This window comes from Falsiroseomonas algicola, assembly GCF_011040385.1.
In the GTDB taxonomy this organism is placed as follows: Bacteria; Pseudomonadota; Alphaproteobacteria; order Acetobacterales; family Acetobacteraceae; genus Falsiroseomonas; species Falsiroseomonas algicola.
Window position 1 is genome coordinate 12,998 of the sequence record NZ_JAAIKB010000004.1, and the last position, 16,191, is coordinate 29,188.

Consider the following 16,191-nt stretch of genomic DNA (forward strand, 5'->3'; position numbering starts at 1 on the left):
CGCCGGCCTGCGGCCGGCCTCCGCCTGTTGTGCCATGGCGTTGTCCCCGCGGTTGTCTCCGCCGCCCCATCCTGGCGAAACGGGCCGGCCTTCCGCAACGGGATCGCTCGGTCGCTGCCGGAAGCGTGATTCCCGGCGGCGCGGACGGGCGGCGGGAAACCGCGCGAAACCTGGCGAAACACAGTGCCATGACCGCGCGACTTCGCGACCGCAGCATGGAACCGTTCCGGCTCGACGCGATTGCCCGCGCAGGGGTTGCGATGCAGGCCGGTTCGCGCACCCCGCGACGAAGCGGATGGCGGGGCGGGTCATCACGGTGCAGTGTGCCGCCACCTCTTGGCGGTCAGGAGAGATCGCATAGGCATGGGCGGCGCCGATTCATTGCGGAAACCGGGCACCGCCGGCCAGGGTCGATCCGCCCCCAGCCTGCGCCTGCGCCTGCTGGCGCTGGTGGCGTTGCTGGTGCTGGCCCTGATCGCGCTCGGCGCGCTTGCGGTCTGGCAGGCCCATGGGGAAGGCCGTCGCCAGGCGGAGGGACGTCTGCTTTCCGCCGCACGGACCCTGTCGCATCGGATCGACCTGGAATTCGTCCGTGCCGAGGCGCTGCTGACCGGCCTCGCCGCCCAGCCGGGCCTGGCCGAGGGCGATGCGGAGGCCTTCCTGGCCGCGGCCGCGCGGCTCGGCCCGCTGCCGGATGGACGGGTGCTCGGCCTGGCACGGCTCGACCAGGGGCAGATCGCCAATACCGCGCGCGGCCGGCTGCCGGCGCCGACGCCCATGCCGCCGGCCCTGGCGGCGGCACTTGCCGCCGAGGGCACCGCCATCTCCAACCAGTATCCCGGCACGGTCACGGGCCGCCCCACCGTTGCGGTGGCGATCCGGCTGCGCCCCGCCCCGGGCGCGCCGCCCGGCGAGCCGCCCGTCGCCCTCGGCCTGTCCCTGCCAGGGGAGGCGATCGGCGCCGCGCTCGCCGGCATGCCCCTGCCGCCCGGCGCCGTGGCGGGTCTGATGGACCGGGAAGGCGTCATCCTCGCGCGCTCCGCCGGCAGCGCCGCCGTGGTCGGCCAGCGTGCCGTGCCAGCGCTGCTGCAGGCCATGGCAGCGACGCCGGAAGGCGTCGCCCGGGGCCTGTCCAACCGGGATGGCGAGGCATCCGTCGTCGCCTTCGCCCGCGCGCCCATCTCCGGCTACGGCGCCGCGGTGGCGATGCGGGAGGCGCAGTTCGAGGCGGAGCTGCATGCGGCCCTGCTGCGCCTGGCGCTCAGCGCCCTGCCCGTCGCCGTCATGGGCATCGCGCTCGCCCTGCTGCTCGGCCTCCGGCTGCGCCGCGCGCTCGGCGCGCTGTCCGGCACGCCGGATGGCACGCGGCTGGCGGAGGTGGAGGAGCTGGCGCGCGCCCTGGCCGAGGCGGATGCCGCCCGCGCCACCGCGGATGCGGCGCGCAGCGCCTCCGAAGCCGCGCTCCGCGAACGCACCGCCTGGCTGGAACAGGCGCAGCGTGCCGCCGCCGTCGGCACCTGGATGTGGGACTTCACCACCGCCGAACTGCGCTGGTCGGAGGCGATGTTCCGGCTCTATGGCCTAGACCCCGCGCGGCACGGCCCCGCCACCCTCGCGCTGTGGCGCAGCCATGTGCTGCCGGAAGACCGGGCCGCCGGCATCGCCGCGCTGGAACGCGCCAGGGCTACGGGACGGCATGAGGCGGAGGTGCGCATCCGCCGCGCCGATGGCGCCATCCGCTGGATCCGCGCCAGCGGCGCCGTGGACTACGCGCCCGATGGCACGCCGCTCCGCCTGGTCGGCGCCAGCCACGACATCACGGAACAGCGGCTGCTGGCGCAGGAGCGGGAGGCGCGGATCGCGGAGAAGGACCTGCTGGTGCAGGAGATGCACCACCGCGTGAAGAACAGCCTCCAGCTCGTGCAGGGGCTGCTGTTGATGCAGGCCCGCGACGCCGCCGACCCGGCCCTGGCGGAGAAGCTGCGCGAAGCCGCCGGGCGCATCGTCTCCATCGCCGCCGTCCACCGGCGCCTCTACGAAGGCGCGCCCGGCGAAGCGCAGGAGGTGGCGGAACATCTCGGCGGGCTGGTCGATGACCTCACGCGGTCGCTCGGCTCCAGCGATCGCCGCATCGACCTGGAGGTGGATTCGGGCATGCGCCTGCCGGCGGACCGCATGGCCGCCCTCGGCCTGCTGGTGACGGAGCTGGTGACGAATGCGCTGAAGCACGGCGCCGGCCGCATCACCATCCGTTTCACCCCCGGCGCGGAGGGCGCGGTGCTCGAGGTCACGGATGAGGGCACAGGCTTCGCCGCGGATTTCGATCCGACCGCGGTGCGCGGGCTCGGCATGCGCGTCGCGCTTGCCATGGCGCGGCAGCTGCGCGGCGTGATGGAGGTGCTGCCCGGGCCGCATGGGCGCGTGGTGGTGCGCCTGCCGCCGACGACGGAGGATGCCGCCGACGCCGTCCCAAAATCCGACTGATTCGTTAAAAATTCGTTTCCATCTTGCTGCCTCTCGGCGATTCATCCAGGCTGGCACTGGAGGATCCCATGGTCGTCGCCGCGGTCATCCTGGTCACGCTGCTGCTGCTGCCCGGCGTCATCGCCGGGCTCATCGCCCGTCCTCTCCTCATCACGCCGACCTTCGGCACGCCCCCGCTTTCCGTCCATGACCTGCGCTACGTGCTGAACCAGCACAGCGCGGGGCTCTTCGATGTCGTCATGCGCGCGGTGGTGGCGGAGGCCGCGCTCGGCTTCCTGGCCGGCAGCGTCGCGGTGACGCTGGCGCGCATGGTGATGAGCCGGGAGCGGCTGATGCCGGCCGCCTATGCCGTCAGCATGGCGCTGGCGGGGCTGCTGGCCTTCGACCAGGGGCCCTCCGTGCTGCGCTTCGGTGTGTCCGAAGCGACCGTCGCGATGGCGACCTACCTCCTCGGCATCAGCGCCGGCATGATCGTCGCCGCCGCCTTCGCGGACAGCAAGGCGCAGAGGGCGGCGGGATGAAGGACGCTCAGCTCCCCAGGCGCCGCAGGAAGGCGCCATGCACGAAGCCGTCCTGCACGCCATCGCCCTGCAAATCCACCAGGCGCCAGTCGCCTTCCTCCCGCAGCACGCGCAGCTTCGTGCCCGGCGCCAGCTTCGCCACCACCGCGAAGGCGGGGCCCGGACCGCCGCGCAGGTTCAGCTCGTCCCGCACCACCACCTCGAACTCGCCGAAATCGTTCTCCGCCAGGCTGCCCGACCCCGCCGCGCCGCCGCCCAGCGCCTGGAAGCGGCGCATCGGGAAGGCCGGGCCGGGGTCCACCTTGCGCGCGGGGGCGATGTCGTCATGGCCGACCACCTCCTGGATCGTGGGATAGGCCGCCCGAAGGGCCAGGGTGATCGCCTCCACCGCCTTCAGCTGGGGTTCCGGGAAGGCCTCCCACCCCATCTCCGGCCCGCCATTCCGGTGGCGCGCCACCACCACCTGGTCAGCCGCCAGGACCCGGCCCAGCCCGTCCCGTGTCCAGCCATCGCCCACCCGCCGGTCGAGGAAGCCGAGATTGGCGATCTCGATGCCGATCGAATGCCCGTTCAGCCCGTTGAAGCCGCGCCAGGCGGAGGGGCCGGCATGGAAGGCCGCGACATTGAACTCGACCGTCTGGATGACCGACCCGTCGCGCTCCACGAAGAGATGGGCGGAAAGGCCGCGATCCCTGATGGCGCGGACGGAGCCCAGCGCCGACCCGCCCGCGGTGTAGTGCATGACGATGAAGCGCGGCGTGATCCGCCCGCCGACATGCGGCGTGGCATCGAAGGGCACACCTTCCAGCCGATTGCGCTTGACCTGCATCCCGCCGCTCCCCGCGCTTTCGCGGGCGGAACGTTAACGGCGGCAGCGGCGCCGATGCAACCCTGGCGTGCTTCGTCCCGCCCCAGATCGCCTCAGGCTTTCTTCTCCCACCCCCGCGGGCCCTGCTGCCAATAGGCCAGCACATGCCCCGCCGCCTTGGCCGCCTTCCAGCGCTGGCGCGCGGCGATGACGGAATCCTCGTCCCCGCCATCGAAGAGGTCGAGCACGCGGTCGAAGGCCTCGATCCGGGCGCTCTCCACCCCTTCCAGCAGGAAGAGGAACCGCGCCCCGTTCGGCGCACCCTCCGGCCCCGCATCCTCCGTCGTCAGCCAGATCGGCTGCAGGGGCGCGTTACCGCTGCGCGGCGTGCCATGCGGCAGCCAGTCCGGGTCGGGACAGGTCCAGAGCGCGGCGTCCAGCGCCTCCAGCCGTTCAGTCGAGGCCAGCCGCACCATGGCGCGCCCGCCGCCCGCCAGCACGCGGCCCAGCAGCTTCGGCAGCGCCTGTTCCATCGGCGTGCGGGTCAGGTGGTAGAAGCCGTATTCCGCCATCAGGCCTTCGCCCCCGCCACCGGATGGTGGTCCTCCTCCTCATGGTGCATGGCGACCCAGCGATCCAGCAGCCGCACGCCGAAGCCGGTCGCGCCCGCCGGACCCAGCGCATGGGCCTCGTCCTGCGTATCCACCCCCGCGATGTCGAGATGCGCCCAGGGCACCTCCCCCACGAAATGCTCCAGAAAGGCCGCGGCATGGCTGGCATCGGGCAGGAAGCGCCCCGCCTGGCATTGCCGGAGATCGGCGATGTCGGACCGGAGGTCCTCCCGGTGCCGCTCCCCGATCGGCATGGGCCAGAGGCATTCGCCCGTGGCCTCCCCGGCCGCGGCCAGCGCCGCCGCCAGCGCGCCGTCATTGCCGAAGAGACCCGCGCGGTGATGGCCGAGCGCCGTCACGATCGCCCCCGTCAGCGTCGCCAGATCCACCACCGCCTTCGGCGCCAGGCGGCTGACGGCGTGATGCAGCGCATCCGCCAGCACGAGGCGCCCCTCCGCATCGGTGTCGATCACCTCCACCGTGCGGCCCGACCCCGTGCGCAGCACGTCGCCCGGGCGGTAGGAAGCCGCGCCCGTCGCATTCTCCGCGATCGCCAGCACCGCCACCGCCGGGCAGGGGGAGTTGCGCCGGGCCAGCGCCAGCATCGCCCCCGCGCAGGCGGCGGCACCGGCCATGTCCGCCCGCATCGCCTCCATCCCCTGCGCGCCCTTGATGGAGAGGCCGCCGGTGTCGAAGACGATGCCCTTGCCCACGAAGGCGACTGGCGGTGCCTCCAGCCTGCCCTTCCAGCGCAGCGTCACCAGGCGGGGCGGGGAGGCACTGCCCTGCCCGACCGCGAGCAGCGCGCCATAACCCTCCCGCGCCAGGCGCTTGCGCCCCCAGACCTCGACCTCGATCCCGTGCCGCGCCAGGCCGCGAAGCCGCCGCACGAAGTCCCGCGTGGTCAGCACATTGGCGGGTTCCGAGACCCAGCCCCGCGCCGCCAGGCAGCCCTTCACCGCGGCCTCGACCTCGCGCCACGCCGCCCGCGCAGCAGCGGGATCATCCACCAGCAGCGTGGCAGCGCGGGGCGGCGCCTCCTCCGCCGGGGTCTTGCGATAGACCTCGAAGCGCCAGGCGCCGAGCGCGAGGCCGGCCGCCATGGCCGCCGCCTCCGCGGCACCAAGGCCCCGCGCCTCGATCACGGCCTCCACGCCCTTCAGCGCGAGGGCCGCCGCGACGCCGGCCTTCTCCCAGTCCAGCAGCCGCGCCGGCGTGCCGAGGCCGACCAGCAGCGGCCCCGGTGCCAGGTCCAGGACTTCGCCCTCCCCCGCCCGGAAGCCGGCGGCCGCGGTGGAAGCGGCCCAGCCCTCCGGCAGCGGCGCGCCCGCCACCAGCGGCAGCACCGCCCGCCCCCCCTCGGGCGCGGATTTCCGGAAGCGGATGGCCAGCATCGCCAGGCCTCAGGCCTCGCCCATCTCCGCCACCAGCCGGTCCAGCATGCGGACGCCGAAGGCCGTGGCGCCCTTCGGCACCGTCGGCTGGTCCTTGCTGCTCCAGGCCGTGCCGGCGATGTCGAGATGCGCCCAGGGCATCGGCCCGTCCTTGGTGTTGACGAAGCGCTGGATGAACTGCGCCGCGGTGATGGACCCGCCCGGCCGCCCGCCGACATTCTTCATATCCGCGATGTCGGACCGGATCTGCTTGTCATAGGCATCGCCGAGCGGCATGCGCCACGCCTTCTCCCCCACCGCCGCGCCGGCGGCCAGGATGCGGGAGGCCAGCTCGTCATCATTGCTGAACAGCCCGGCATGCTCGTGGCCGAGCGCGATGATGATGGCGCCCGTCAGCGTCGCCAGGTCGATCATGCAGCGGGGCTGGAAGCGTTCCTGCGCATACCAGATGACGTCGGCCAGCACGAGGCGTCCCTCGGCATCGGTGTTGATCACCTCCACCGTCTGGCCGCTATAGGTCTTCACCACGTCGCCCGGCCGCTGCGCGGTGCCGGAGGGCATGTTCTCGACAAGGCCCACCAGCCCGACCACGTCGCACTTGGCCCGCCGTCCCGCCAGCGCCGCCATCAGCCCGACCACGGTGCCCGCGCCGGCCATGTCCCACTTCATGTCCTCCATCCCGCCCGCGGGCTTGATGGAGATGCCGCCGGTGTCGAAGGTGACGCCCTTGCCGATGAAGGCCATGGGCTTGGCCCCGCGCCGCCCCTTGGGCGCGCCCTTCCACTGCATCACCACCAGGCGCGGCTCATGCTGGCTGCCCTGCGCCACGCCGATCATGGCGCCGAAGCCGAGCTTCGCCAGCGCCGATAGCCCCATCACCTCGACCTCGACGCCGAGCTTCTCCAGCCCCTTGCAGCGCTCGGCGAATTCGATGGGGTGCAGGATGTTGGGCGGCTCGCTCACCAGTTCCCGCGTCAGGAAGACGCCATCCGCCACCGCGCGCATCGGCGCGAAGGCCTGCTTGGCGGCGTTGGGATCCGCCGTCGCGATCGCCAGGCGCTCCAGCTTCGGCTTGTCCTCCTCCTTCTCCCGCGTGCGGTAGCGGTCGAAGCGCCAGGCGCGCAGCAGGGCACCCAGGCCGAGGGAAGCCGCCAAGGGCGCAGCCAGCGCATCGGCCAGCACGGTCGCCTCCCGATCCTGCGCCAGGGCGGGCACCAGCGCGCCGCCCGCCGCCTCCGCGGCCGCGGCGTCCAGCTCCGCCTCCTTGCCGAGGCCGATGGCGACCACCTTGGTGAAGCCGCCCAGCGCCCAGAGCGTGGTCGCCTGGCCCTTGCGGCCCTTGAAGCCCGCGGCCTCCAGCGCCCGTGCCAGCGCGCCGCCAGCCTCCTGGTCCGCCTGCGCGAAGAGCCCCGCCGGCGCCGCGCCCTCCGCGATCGGCACGACCAGCGTCCCCGACTTCGGCAGGGCGGCTTTGACGAAGGCGATGTCGGGCATGGGGTGCGGCATCCGTCTGGTTTGACGGCAGAGTATCATCGCGGAGCGGCGCGGTCACAACGGGCCAGGCCTGCCGGCACCGGAATGTCCAGAAACGCGCGAAACACGCCATTGCTTTCCCGATGCGCGCGGCGGCGCTACAGCAGGGATATGCGGAACGAGGATCTGCTCGGCCTGGCCGTGCGTCTCGCGGTGGCAGCGTCCGCCGCGATCAACGCCGTGCGCGCCGCCGGCTTCGCGGTGGAACACAAGCGCGACCACTCCCCCGTCACCGTCGCCGACCGCATCGCCGAGGCCCTGATCGTGGAGGGGCTGCGCGACGCCACCCCCGACATCCCCGTGGTGGCGGAGGAAGCGGTCGCCGCCGGACAGGCGGATGTCCCTTCCGGCCGCTTCTGGCTGGTCGATCCGCTCGACGGCACGGCCGAGTTCACCGAGGGCCATGACAGCTTCGCCGTGAATATCGGCCTGGTCGAGGATGGGCGCCCCGTGCTCGGCGCCGTCGCCCTGCCCGCGACCGGGGAGGTCTTCGCCGGCATCGTCGGCCAGGGCGCCTGGAAGCGGGACGCCACGGGCGAACGCCCCATCGCCGTCCGCCCCATCCCCGCCAGCGGCGCCACCGCCATGGTCAGCCGCCGGCATGACCATGACCCGCGCATCCTGGATTTCCTGGCCGAACGCCAGGTCGTCTCCGTCACCAGCATCGGATCGGCGGAGAAGTTCTGCCGCCTCGCCGAAGGCAGCGCGGACTACTACCCCCGCCGCGGCCCCACCAGCGAATGGGACACCGCGGCGCCGGAGGCCGTGCTGATCGCCGCGGGCGGCCGGATGGCGGACTGGTCCGGTGCGCCGCTGCGCTACGGCAAGCCCGGCTGGCGCAACCCGCCCTTCATCGCCGAGGGCCGGGGCCTCCGCGCGTGACCCTGCTGCTGTCGGATGTGGGTGAGGCCGCGCGGCTGCTGCGGGAGGGTGCGCTTGTCGCCTTCGCGACCGAGACCGTCTATGGCCTTGGCGCCGATGCCCGCAACGCTCGCGCCGTCGCCTCGATCTTCGAGGCCAAGGGCCGCCCCCACTTCAACCCGCTGATCTCCCATTTCGCCAGCGCCGAGGCCGCCTTCGCGGAGGTGGTGGCGGACGACCGCGCCCGCGCGCTGGCCGAGCGATTCTGGCCCGGGCCCCTGACGATGGTGCTGCCGCGCCGGCCCGACTCCCGCATCGACCTGCTGGCGGGCGCCGGGCTGGACACGCTGGCCGTCCGCGTCCCCGGCCACCCCCAGGCGCTCGACCTGCTGCGCCAGGCCGGGATCCCCATCGCCGCCCCCTCCGCCAACCGCTCGGGCGAGGTCAGCCCGACCACCGCCGCCCATGTCCTGGCCGGCCTCGGCGGGCGCATCGCGGCCGTGCTGGAAGGCGGCGCCTGCGCGGTGGGCGTGGAGAGCACCGTGCTCGACCTGTCCTCGCCGGGCGGCGCCGTGCTGCTGCGCCCGGGCGGCGTGACGGCCGCCGAGATCGAGGCGCTCATCGGCCCGGTCGGCCGCCCCATCCCGGCCGCCGCCGCCGCCGCCACGCAGACGCTGCGCAGCCCGGGCCTGATGCTCTCCCACTACGCGCCCCGCCTGCCGGTGCGGCTGGACGCGACGGTGGTGCTGGCGGAGGAGGCGCTGCTCGCCTTCGGCCCCGCGCCGCTGCGGGGTGCCGGCGCGCTGTGGAACCTCTCGCCTTCCGGCGACGCGGCGGAGGCCGCCGCGCGGCTCTTCGCCGGGCTGCGCTGGCTGGATGCGGAAGGCGCGCGCCTCGGCCTGGTCGGCATCGCCGCCATGCCGATCCCGGCCGCAGGCCTTGGCGAGGCGATCCAGGACCGCCTGGCCCGCGCCGCTGCCCCGCGGGGCTGACTGACCGTTTCGCGCGCAGCACGCTTGTCGATCGGGCATCGCTGCGCCATCCCCTGACGGTTCGCGCGCGAATCAGGCTGGCCCCGCGCTTGCTTGTCCCCCTCCGTGGCCACCGCCCGAGGGACAAGCATGGCAGCCGTCATCCCCGCCGATCCCGCGCCCTTCGCCTTCACCCCCGCGCGCAGCGCGCTGGTGGTCATCGACATGCAGCGCGACTTCCTGGAGCCCGGCGGCTTCGGGGAAAGCCTGGGCAACGACGTCTCGCTGCTGGCCTCCGCCATCGCCCCCTGCCAGGCCGTCCTCGCCGCCGCGCGCGCCGCCGGGATGCTGGTCATCCATACGCGGGAAGGCCATCGCCCGGACCTGTCCGATGCCCCGCCCGCGAAGGTGGAACGCGGGCCACCCGGCATGCGCATCGGCGACCCGGGCCCGATGGGCCGCATCCTGATCCGCGGCGAGCCGGGCCACGACATCATCACCGCCCTCGCCCCCATCGCGGGCGAGCCCGTCATCGACAAGCCCGGCAAGGGCGCCTTCTACGCGACGGAGCTGGAACCCATGCTCCGCCATCGCGGGATCGAGGCGCTGTTCGTCGCCGGCGTCACCACCGAAGTCTGCGTCCACACCACGGTCAGGGAGGCGAATGACCGCGGCTTCCGCTGCCTCGTCATCGCCGATGCCTGCGCCTCCTATTTTCCTCAGTTCCACGCCACGGCGCTCGCGATGATTGCCGCGCAGGGGGGCATCTTCGGCTGGGTCTCCGACAGCACGCGCATCGCCGCCGCGCTGAACCCGCACCGCGAAGGAAAAGCAGCATGAGCACGACATCGGGAAAACCCGTGCTCTGGTCGCCCGGCGACTGGAACGCGCTGTTCGGCTTCGGCACCAACATCCTGGTCAACCTGCTGGTGCTGACCGGGCTGCTGCGCTTCGTGCTGCAGATGCCGGACGACATCGTCTTCGGCCGCATCCTGCCGGCGGCGGGGCTGATGATGGCGCTGTCCACGGGCTACTACGCCTGGCTGGCCTATCGCCTCGCGCTCAAGACCGGCCGCTCCGATGTCTGCGCGCTGCCCTCGGGCATCTCCGTGCCGCACATGTTCGTCGTCGTCTTCGTCATCATGCTGCCGATCTCGGCGCGGACGAACGACCCGATCAAGGGCTGGGAAGCGGGCCTCACCTGGGTCTTCGTCCAGAGCTTCATCCTGATGGCCGGCGCCTTCCTGGCCCCCTGGGTGAAGAAGGTGACGCCGCGGGCGGCGCTGCTCGGCACGCTGGCCGGCGTCTCCATCACCTTCATCTCCATGCGACCGGCGCTGGAGATGTTCATGACGCCCGTCATCGGCATCGTCTGCTTCGCCATCGTGCTGGCCGCCTGGTTCGGCGCGCTGCGCTATCCCCGCGGCATCCCGGCGGGGCTGGTCGCCATCGCCTTCGGCATGCTCATCGCCTGGGGTGCCGCCGCACTCGGCCTCGGCTTCGGCGGCCGCAGCCTCGACAAGCTGTTCGGCGGCCTCTCCAACATCGGCTTCTCCGTGCCGATCCCCGCCATCGACCACGTCTTCGGCGGCTTCGAGTTCATCGGCATCATCCTCGTCACCGCCATCCCCTTCGGGATCTACGATCTGGTGGAGGCGATGGACAATGTCGAAAGCGCGGAGGCCGCGGGCGACCACTTCCCGACCACGCGCGTGCTGACCGCCGATGGCGCCGTCTCGCTCGTCGGTTGCCTGATGGGCAACCCCTTCATCAACGCCGTCTATATCGGCCACCCCGGCTGGAAATCCATGGGCGGGCGGATCGGCTATTCCGCCGCGACGGGCCTCGCCGTGCTCGTCATCACCTGGCTCGGCATCATCTCCCTGCTGCTGGACCTCATCCCCGTCGTCGCGATCGCGCCCATCCTGCTCTACATCGGCATGCTGATCGGCGCGCAGGCCTTCCAGGAGACGCCGAAATCCCACGCCCCCGCCGTGGTGCTCGGCCTCGTGCCGCACCTCGCGGCCTGGGCGAAGACGCTGATCGATGGTGCGCTCGGCGCCGCCGGCACCAATGCCGCGACGGTCGGCATGGAGAAGCTCGGCCAGGTCGGCGTGCTCTATCCGGGGCTGGAGGTGCTGGGGGAGGGCTCGATCCTCTCGGGCCTCATCCTCGCCGCCATCGCCGCCTTCATCATCGACAAGGAATGGGTGAAGGCGAGCTACTTCGCCGGCGCCGGCGCGCTGCTGACCTTCTTCGGCTTCATGCATGGCCCGGCGGTCGGCATCGCCGTCACGCCCGGGGTCGCCGCGGCCTATGCGCTGGTCGGCGCCTTCCTCTACGCCGTCAGCCGGCAGACGGAGATCGAGGCCGCGCTGCGTGCGAAGCTGAACCGGGCGCCCGCCGCGGCGGAATAGCCGCGCCTCAATGCGCCACCGCGGGCGTTGGCTCCCGCGGTGGCGTGTGTAGCGGGAAGGTGAGGGACCAGGAGGTGCCGGGCCCATCGCCCTTCTCCACCGTCCCCATCACCTGCTGCACCAGCCGCCGCACCAGCCCCACGCCGTGGCGCTTGCTGCCGGGCTTCTCCACGAAGCCCACGCCGTCATCCGCCACCGTCAGCACGCCATCCTTCCCATCCGCCGACCGCGAAAGCGCGACGGAGACAGTGCCGATCCCGTCGGGGAAGGCATGCTCGAAGCTGTTGGAGACGATCTCCGCCACCGCCATGCCCATCGCCGTGACGGTATCCAGATCCACCGGCAGCGCCTCCGCCCGGCAGACCAGCGCGATGCCGCCGCCGCCATTGCCCTGAAGCCCCGGCAGCCGGCCGCAGAGCGATCGCATGTATTCGCCAAGGTCGATGGTGCGATCCAGCCCGGTGCCCAGCAGCTGCTCATAGACCTGCGACAGCGTCATCACGCGGCGGCTGATGGCGCGGACCGAGGCCTGCTCCTCCTCCCCACCCCCGATCTTCATGTGGGTGAACAGCATGGCCTGGATCAGCTGCAGGTTGTTGCGCACGCGGTGCTTCAGCTCCTCCGCCATCATCGCGCGTTCGGCGAGGAGCTTGTCCTTCTCCCGCACCAGCGCCTCCATCTTCAGCACGGTGTCGCGCATCAGCTGGTTGCGGGTCGCGGTGGCCACGGCTTCCGCCAGCACATTGGCGAAGCCGGTCAGGAAATCGATGTCGTGCCGGTCATAGGTGTGCTGCCGTGGATTGTCGATCTCCAGCACCCCATAGGCATCGCCCTCCTTCCCCTTGATGATGACATCGATGGTGGAGATGATGCCATGCTCCCCGTAGAAGGCTGGCAGCACCACATCATTCGCCTCCCGCAGATTGCCGAGGATGACAGGCAGCCCGGTCACATAGGCTCGACCCTGGGGCGATGTCTCATTGGCGGCGGAGACGACCCGCCCGACCACCCCCTCATGCCATCCCCACCCCGCCTCGATCAGCAGGTCGTCCTCCAACGCGCGGTAGCGGCAGATCTTGCAGAAGGGCACGCCGAGGCCCTCCGCGCAGACGCGCGCCGCCTCGGTCAGGATCTTGCTGAGTTGCGGTTCGCTGAAGGCATAGCTGCCGAACTCCGCCAGGGAGGCCTGCTGCCGGAGCAGCCGGTCGACATGCCGCTGCTGCGTCGGCGCCATCATGGCAAGGGTTCCCATCGCTTAATTGTTGGTTGAATCAAATCCGACGGAGAAGTATAGGCATTTCCTCAAGCCGACGTCGTCGAAGTCGTTCGCCTCATGCCGATCAGTTGATGATCGCATCGCGACAGAAGGATGCCAGTCGATGCTCAAGATCATGATAGTCGAAAATGACGCGATGATCGCCGATTATCTGGAAGAAGTACTGAACGACGCGGGTTACGAGGTCTGCGGGATCGCGCCGGATGTGGAGACGGCCATCACCATGGGGCGCGCCTGCCAGCCCGACCTCGGCATCATCGATCTGCGGCTGCCGGACGGGCGCCTCGGGACGGAGGTCGCCGCAGCCCTGTGCCCCGGCACGCGCTTTGGCGCCCTCTATTCCACCGGCAACCCGGACCACCCCATGCTGCGGGATGCGATGGGCGTTGCCTGCCTCGCCAAGCCCTATACGCCGGATGTGCTGGTCGCGGCGCTCCACCTCGTCTGGGCGCGCATGATGGGGGAGGCGGCGCCCTCCACCCTGCCGAACGGCCTCAGGCTGCTCCACTGAACCACCGGCGCGGCACCCCGATCCGGGGCGCCGCGCCGGCCGAGCGCTACTGGTAGAGGCCCTTGCTGGCCAGCCACTCCTGGATGATGCCCGCGACCTGGTCGCCGTTGCGGTCCATCATCACCATGTGGCTGTTGCCGCGGATCCCGCGCTCCGGCAGGTCCACCACATCCACGCTGCCGCCCGCCGCGCGCACGGCTTCCGCGAAGCGCACACCATTGCCGCGGATCGTCGGCCAGCGGCTGTCCTGCGCGATGTAGTCGCCATAGATCATCAGCACGGGGATGTTGCGCAGCGCCGCCACCTTGGCGGCATCGCCCACCGCCGCCGGCTCCACCAGCACCAGCGCCCGCACCTTGTCCGGCCGCTCCTGCGCCGCGCGCCAGCCGAACAGCCCGGCCTGGCTATGCGCCACCACCACGGAAGGCCCGACTCGGTCCAGCAGCGCCAGATAGGCCTCCAGCGTCAGCGCATCCGTCGTCGTGAAGCGCGGCACGATCTGCCGCATGAAGTTCATGTAGCTCTCGCGATCCGCCGGGAACTGGTTGCCCGGCAGCACCTCGCCGCGCGCGAAGCTGCCGGCGCCGTTGCCGATGCGGAAACGCTCGAAGGGATTGTCCACCGTCAGCAGCAGGTGGGACCCGCCGGTCTGCTCCGGGATCATGGACCAGCCGGCACGCCCGCGCTCCACCGCATCGCTGACATAGACGGGCCAGCCGCGGCGCAGGAAGTAGTGCTGCCAGCCCTCACGGCCATCGGGCGTCGTCTCATAGGTCACGCCGGTCAGCCCGCCGCCATGCCACATCAGGATCGGCGCCTGGCCGCGCGGATTGGCGGGGATCATGTACTGCGCGTACATCGAGCCCATGAGGTAGGTGCCGTTGGGATCGACGCGCGCGGGCACGCCGCCCGGGCTGAACAGCACCTCCCGCACCGGCTGGCCGGAGATCACGACCTCCCGCCCGCCGACATGGAAGCTGCCCCAGCTCTGCAGGGAAACAGGTGGCTGCTGCGCCATCGCCGTCCCCGCTAGCCCGGCGGCCATCGCCGCCGCCATCACGAGTCTCTTCATCGGTTCCTTCCTCTCACTCCGCCGCGCACACGAAACTGGCGGCGTTGTTCTGGTCCCCCTCCCCGCGATAGCGCGGGAAGGTCGGCGCGGCGCAGAGCGGCCGGGTGCGGCCGCGGGTCTGGCTCGTGGTGCCATCCACCACGACCTGCCCCTGTGGCGGCACGCCGTTCTCCACCCAATTGTCGAGTGCGGCCACGCTGCCCCATTGCGGCGCGAAGCGCCCGCCGCCATGGGCGAGGCCGGGCAGCAGGAAGAAGCGCGCGAAGCCATCCGCGCGCGCCTCCCCCATCGTCTCCCGCATGCGCTGGTGCAGCCGCGCATTCTCCCAGGGGCTGACGCTCGGATCGTCATTGCCCTGCAGCAGGATCAGCTTGCCCCCACGCTGCGCGAAGGCCGAGAGGTCGGCGCGCGACGCATCGAACAGCCGCGAGATCTCGAGGATCCGCTCCCGCTGCGGCCCCTCCGCAGTCACGTCCAGCCTCCGCATGTCGAGGTCGCGGCCCCCATTCACGAAGTAGCGGAAGAACTGGTAGGCGCGATCGACGTGATGCGCGTTGGGCCCCGATCGCGGCGGCGAGGTCAGCGCCGCCTGGCTGCCCAACTGCATCGCGATCCCCTCCAGGCTGTTGTAGCCGAGGTAATCATGCAGCCCGTTCGCGAAGGCATAGGGCAGCGTGTAGCCCTGGTGATAGACGCGCATGGTGCGGTCGATCTGGGTCGCGGTCAGGCAATGCGCGGGATGCCCCGTCTCCCCCGCCTTGCAGCGCAGCGCCTCCAGCGCCGCGCTCGCGCCGGCGCGGCAGGCGGCGGGGTTGCTGACCAGCCCATCCGCCACGCCATCCAGCCCGTCGCAGCGCTGGAGCGATTCCTGCGCGATCCGCGTCACCATCGCCGGCGGGATCCACCCCGCCGCGTCATCGTCATAGACCGCGCGCCCCAGCATCGCGCCCCAGAGCCGCAGCCCCATGTAGCTGCTGACGGGATACCAGGAGATGATGCCGTCATAGGCCTCCGGCCAGCGCATCGCGGCCGTCAGCCCCTCCCGCCCGCCGGTGGAGCCGCCGTTGAAGTAGACGCGGCGCGGCGCCTGCCCGTAGCGCGCCTCCGCCACCGCGCGCACCGCATCCAGCGTCTTCCGGATGTGCGCGTAGCCGAAATTATGCAGCGCCTCGTCATTCAGCGCGAAGGAGGCATCGTCCGCGCTCTCCGCCTGGTGGCCGCTATCGCCCGCGAAGGTCAGGAAGCCGCGCGCCAGCGGCGTCGCCGCGCCCTGCAGCCCATGCACCTCCGGCCCGGTGGTGACGGGAATGCGGCCATTGTAGCCACCGCCGCCGAACTGCAGCGCCTTGCGGTTCCAATGGGTCGGCAGGTTGGCCTGGAAGCGGATCTCGGGCGCCGTCGGATCGACCGGCGCGATGGCGCCCATCACCCGGCAGTATTCGCCATTGGGATTGCCGGCCTCGTTCGCCGGCACCAGCCGCACCGCCGTGATGGCGGCGCCGGAAGTTGGCAGGGTGATGGCCGTGGCCGGGATGCGGAGCCCCGTGAGCGCCGCGCAGGCCTGGTCGGGGGAGGGCGTCTGCGCCCAGGCCGGAAAGGTGGCGGCAGGCAAGGCAGTGGCGGCCAGCGCCGCCACCACGAGGGTGTGCTTCATGAACCCGTTCCCTTCCCCTGCGCCCCGGCGGCAGGCCGGGGTCGCATTGCGCCCCGCCTTGATGGCGGGGTCGCGCAA

General features: G+C 71.8%; 14 protein-coding genes. 7 read left to right on the top strand and 7 right to left on the bottom strand.

From position 1 onward, the window contains the following. The first annotated feature begins 363 nt into the window (after positions 1–363). A complete protein-coding gene (locus G3576_RS11390; RefSeq protein WP_164694530.1) occupies positions 364–2,484 on the top strand; it encodes a sensor histidine kinase in 2,121 nt (706 codons plus the stop codon). Positions 2,485–2,552: 68 nt separating this feature from the next. Then, the gene (locus G3576_RS11395) at positions 2,553–3,005 is read left to right on the top strand and encodes a hypothetical protein (RefSeq protein ID WP_164694531.1); all 453 of its coding nucleotides are present in this window, start codon (positions 2,553–2,555) and stop codon (positions 3,003–3,005) included. A 7-nt stretch (positions 3,006–3,012) separates the two neighbouring features. Here the strand turns inward: G3576_RS11395 and G3576_RS11400 are convergent, their stop codons facing one another. The 4 genes from G3576_RS11400 to G3576_RS11415 all read right to left on the bottom strand — a co-directional run bounded on the left by G3576_RS11400 (position 3,013) and on the right by G3576_RS11415 (position 7,312). Continuing rightward, on the bottom strand, positions 3,013–3,834 hold the full coding sequence (locus G3576_RS11400; protein ID WP_164694532.1) for an N-acetylmuramoyl-L-alanine amidase: 822 nt from the start codon (positions 3,832–3,834) through the stop codon (positions 3,013–3,015). A gap of 92 nt (positions 3,835–3,926) precedes the next feature. Then, complete coding sequence (locus G3576_RS11405) at positions 3,927–4,385, bottom strand: DNA polymerase III subunit chi (protein ID WP_164694533.1); 459 nt, start codon at positions 4,383–4,385, stop codon at positions 3,927–3,929. Then, positions 4,385–5,818: a leucyl aminopeptidase family protein gene (locus tag G3576_RS11410; RefSeq protein ID WP_164694534.1), complete on the bottom strand. Its 1,434-nt coding sequence runs from the start codon at positions 5,816–5,818 to the stop codon at positions 4,385–4,387. The genes G3576_RS11405 and G3576_RS11410 overlap by 1 nt, the downstream gene beginning before the upstream one ends. A 9-nt stretch (positions 5,819–5,827) precedes the next feature. After that, entirely contained in the window at positions 5,828–7,312 is a 1,485-nt protein-coding gene (locus tag G3576_RS11415) for a leucyl aminopeptidase (RefSeq protein ID WP_164694535.1), read from the bottom strand. Positions 7,313–7,462: 150 nt separating this feature from the next. On the opposite strand from G3576_RS11415, the gene cysQ reads away from it, so the two are divergent. The 4 genes from cysQ to G3576_RS11435 all read left to right on the top strand — a co-directional run bounded on the left by cysQ (position 7,463) and on the right by G3576_RS11435 (position 11,600). Then, a complete protein-coding gene (cysQ, locus tag G3576_RS11420) occupies positions 7,463–8,233 on the top strand; it encodes a 3'(2'),5'-bisphosphate nucleotidase CysQ (RefSeq protein ID WP_164694536.1) in 771 nt (256 codons plus the stop codon). After that, positions 8,230–9,204: an L-threonylcarbamoyladenylate synthase gene (locus tag G3576_RS11425; RefSeq protein WP_164694537.1), complete on the top strand. Its 975-nt coding sequence runs from the start codon at positions 8,230–8,232 to the stop codon at positions 9,202–9,204. The genes cysQ and G3576_RS11425 overlap by 4 nt, the downstream gene beginning before the upstream one ends. A 129-nt stretch (positions 9,205–9,333) precedes the next feature. After that, the gene (locus G3576_RS11430) at positions 9,334–10,023 is read left to right on the top strand and encodes a cysteine hydrolase family protein (RefSeq protein WP_164694538.1); all 690 of its coding nucleotides are present in this window, start codon (positions 9,334–9,336) and stop codon (positions 10,021–10,023) included. Then, entirely contained in the window at positions 10,020–11,600 is a 1,581-nt protein-coding gene (locus G3576_RS11435) for a regulator (protein WP_164694539.1), read from the top strand. The genes G3576_RS11430 and G3576_RS11435 overlap by 4 nt, the downstream gene beginning before the upstream one ends. A gap of 7 nt (positions 11,601–11,607) precedes the next feature. On the opposite strand, the gene G3576_RS11440 is transcribed toward G3576_RS11435, so the two are convergent. Then, positions 11,608–12,837 (bottom strand): sensor histidine kinase, encoded by a 1,230-nt coding sequence (locus G3576_RS11440; RefSeq protein WP_207622779.1) that lies wholly within the window; start codon positions 12,835–12,837, stop codon positions 11,608–11,610. Positions 12,838–12,979: 142 nt separating this feature from the next. Here G3576_RS11440 and G3576_RS11445 point away from each other — a divergent pair, with 142 nt between their 5' ends. Beyond that, on the top strand, positions 12,980–13,387 hold the full coding sequence (locus tag G3576_RS11445; protein WP_164694540.1) for a response regulator: 408 nt from the start codon (positions 12,980–12,982) through the stop codon (positions 13,385–13,387). A gap of 46 nt (positions 13,388–13,433) precedes the next feature. Here the strand turns inward: G3576_RS11445 and G3576_RS11450 are convergent, their stop codons facing one another. Together G3576_RS11450 and G3576_RS11455 are read right to left on the bottom strand one after the other, a co-directional pair. Then, positions 13,434–14,459, bottom strand: a complete 1,026-nt coding sequence (locus G3576_RS11450; protein ID WP_164694541.1) for an alpha/beta hydrolase family protein — start codon at positions 14,457–14,459, stop codon at positions 13,434–13,436. A 13-nt stretch (positions 14,460–14,472) separates the two neighbouring features. Continuing rightward, a complete protein-coding gene (locus G3576_RS11455; protein WP_164694542.1) occupies positions 14,473–16,113 on the bottom strand; it encodes a tannase/feruloyl esterase family alpha/beta hydrolase in 1,641 nt (546 codons plus the stop codon). Positions 16,114–16,191 lie beyond the last annotated feature (78 nt).

What these genes read in the sequence shown, in the direction of transcription:
- G3576_RS11390 (WP_164694530.1), top strand. Translation starts at nt 364, where the DNA reads ATGGGCGGCGCCGATTCATTGCGGAAACCGGGCACCGCCGGCCAGGGT.
- G3576_RS11395 (WP_164694531.1), top strand. Translation starts at nt 2,553, where the DNA reads ATGGTCGTCGCCGCGGTCATCCTGGTCACGCTGCTGCTGCTGCCCGGC.
- G3576_RS11400 (WP_164694532.1), bottom strand. Translation starts at nt 3,834, where the DNA reads ATGCAGGTCAAGCGCAATCGGCTGGAAGGTGTGCCCTTCGATGCCACG.
- G3576_RS11405 (WP_164694533.1), bottom strand. Translation starts at nt 4,385, where the DNA reads ATGGCGGAATACGGCTTCTACCACCTGACCCGCACGCCGATGGAACAG.
- G3576_RS11410 (WP_164694534.1), bottom strand. Translation starts at nt 5,818, where the DNA reads ATGCTGGCCATCCGCTTCCGGAAATCCGCGCCCGAGGGGGGGCGGGCG.
- G3576_RS11415 (WP_164694535.1), bottom strand. Translation starts at nt 7,312, where the DNA reads ATGCCCGACATCGCCTTCGTCAAAGCCGCCCTGCCGAAGTCGGGGACG.
- cysQ (WP_164694536.1), top strand. Translation starts at nt 7,463, where the DNA reads ATGCGGAACGAGGATCTGCTCGGCCTGGCCGTGCGTCTCGCGGTGGCA.
- G3576_RS11430 (WP_164694538.1), top strand. Translation starts at nt 9,334, where the DNA reads ATGGCAGCCGTCATCCCCGCCGATCCCGCGCCCTTCGCCTTCACCCCC.
- G3576_RS11435 (WP_164694539.1), top strand. Translation starts at nt 10,020, where the DNA reads ATGAGCACGACATCGGGAAAACCCGTGCTCTGGTCGCCCGGCGACTGG.
- G3576_RS11440 (WP_207622779.1), bottom strand. Translation starts at nt 12,837, where the DNA reads ATGATGGCGCCGACGCAGCAGCGGCATGTCGACCGGCTGCTCCGGCAG.
- G3576_RS11445 (WP_164694540.1), top strand. Translation starts at nt 12,980, where the DNA reads ATGCTCAAGATCATGATAGTCGAAAATGACGCGATGATCGCCGATTAT.
- G3576_RS11450 (WP_164694541.1), bottom strand. Translation starts at nt 14,459, where the DNA reads ATGAAGAGACTCGTGATGGCGGCGGCGATGGCCGCCGGGCTAGCGGGG.
- G3576_RS11455 (WP_164694542.1), bottom strand. Translation starts at nt 16,113, where the DNA reads ATGAAGCACACCCTCGTGGTGGCGGCGCTGGCCGCCACTGCCTTGCCT.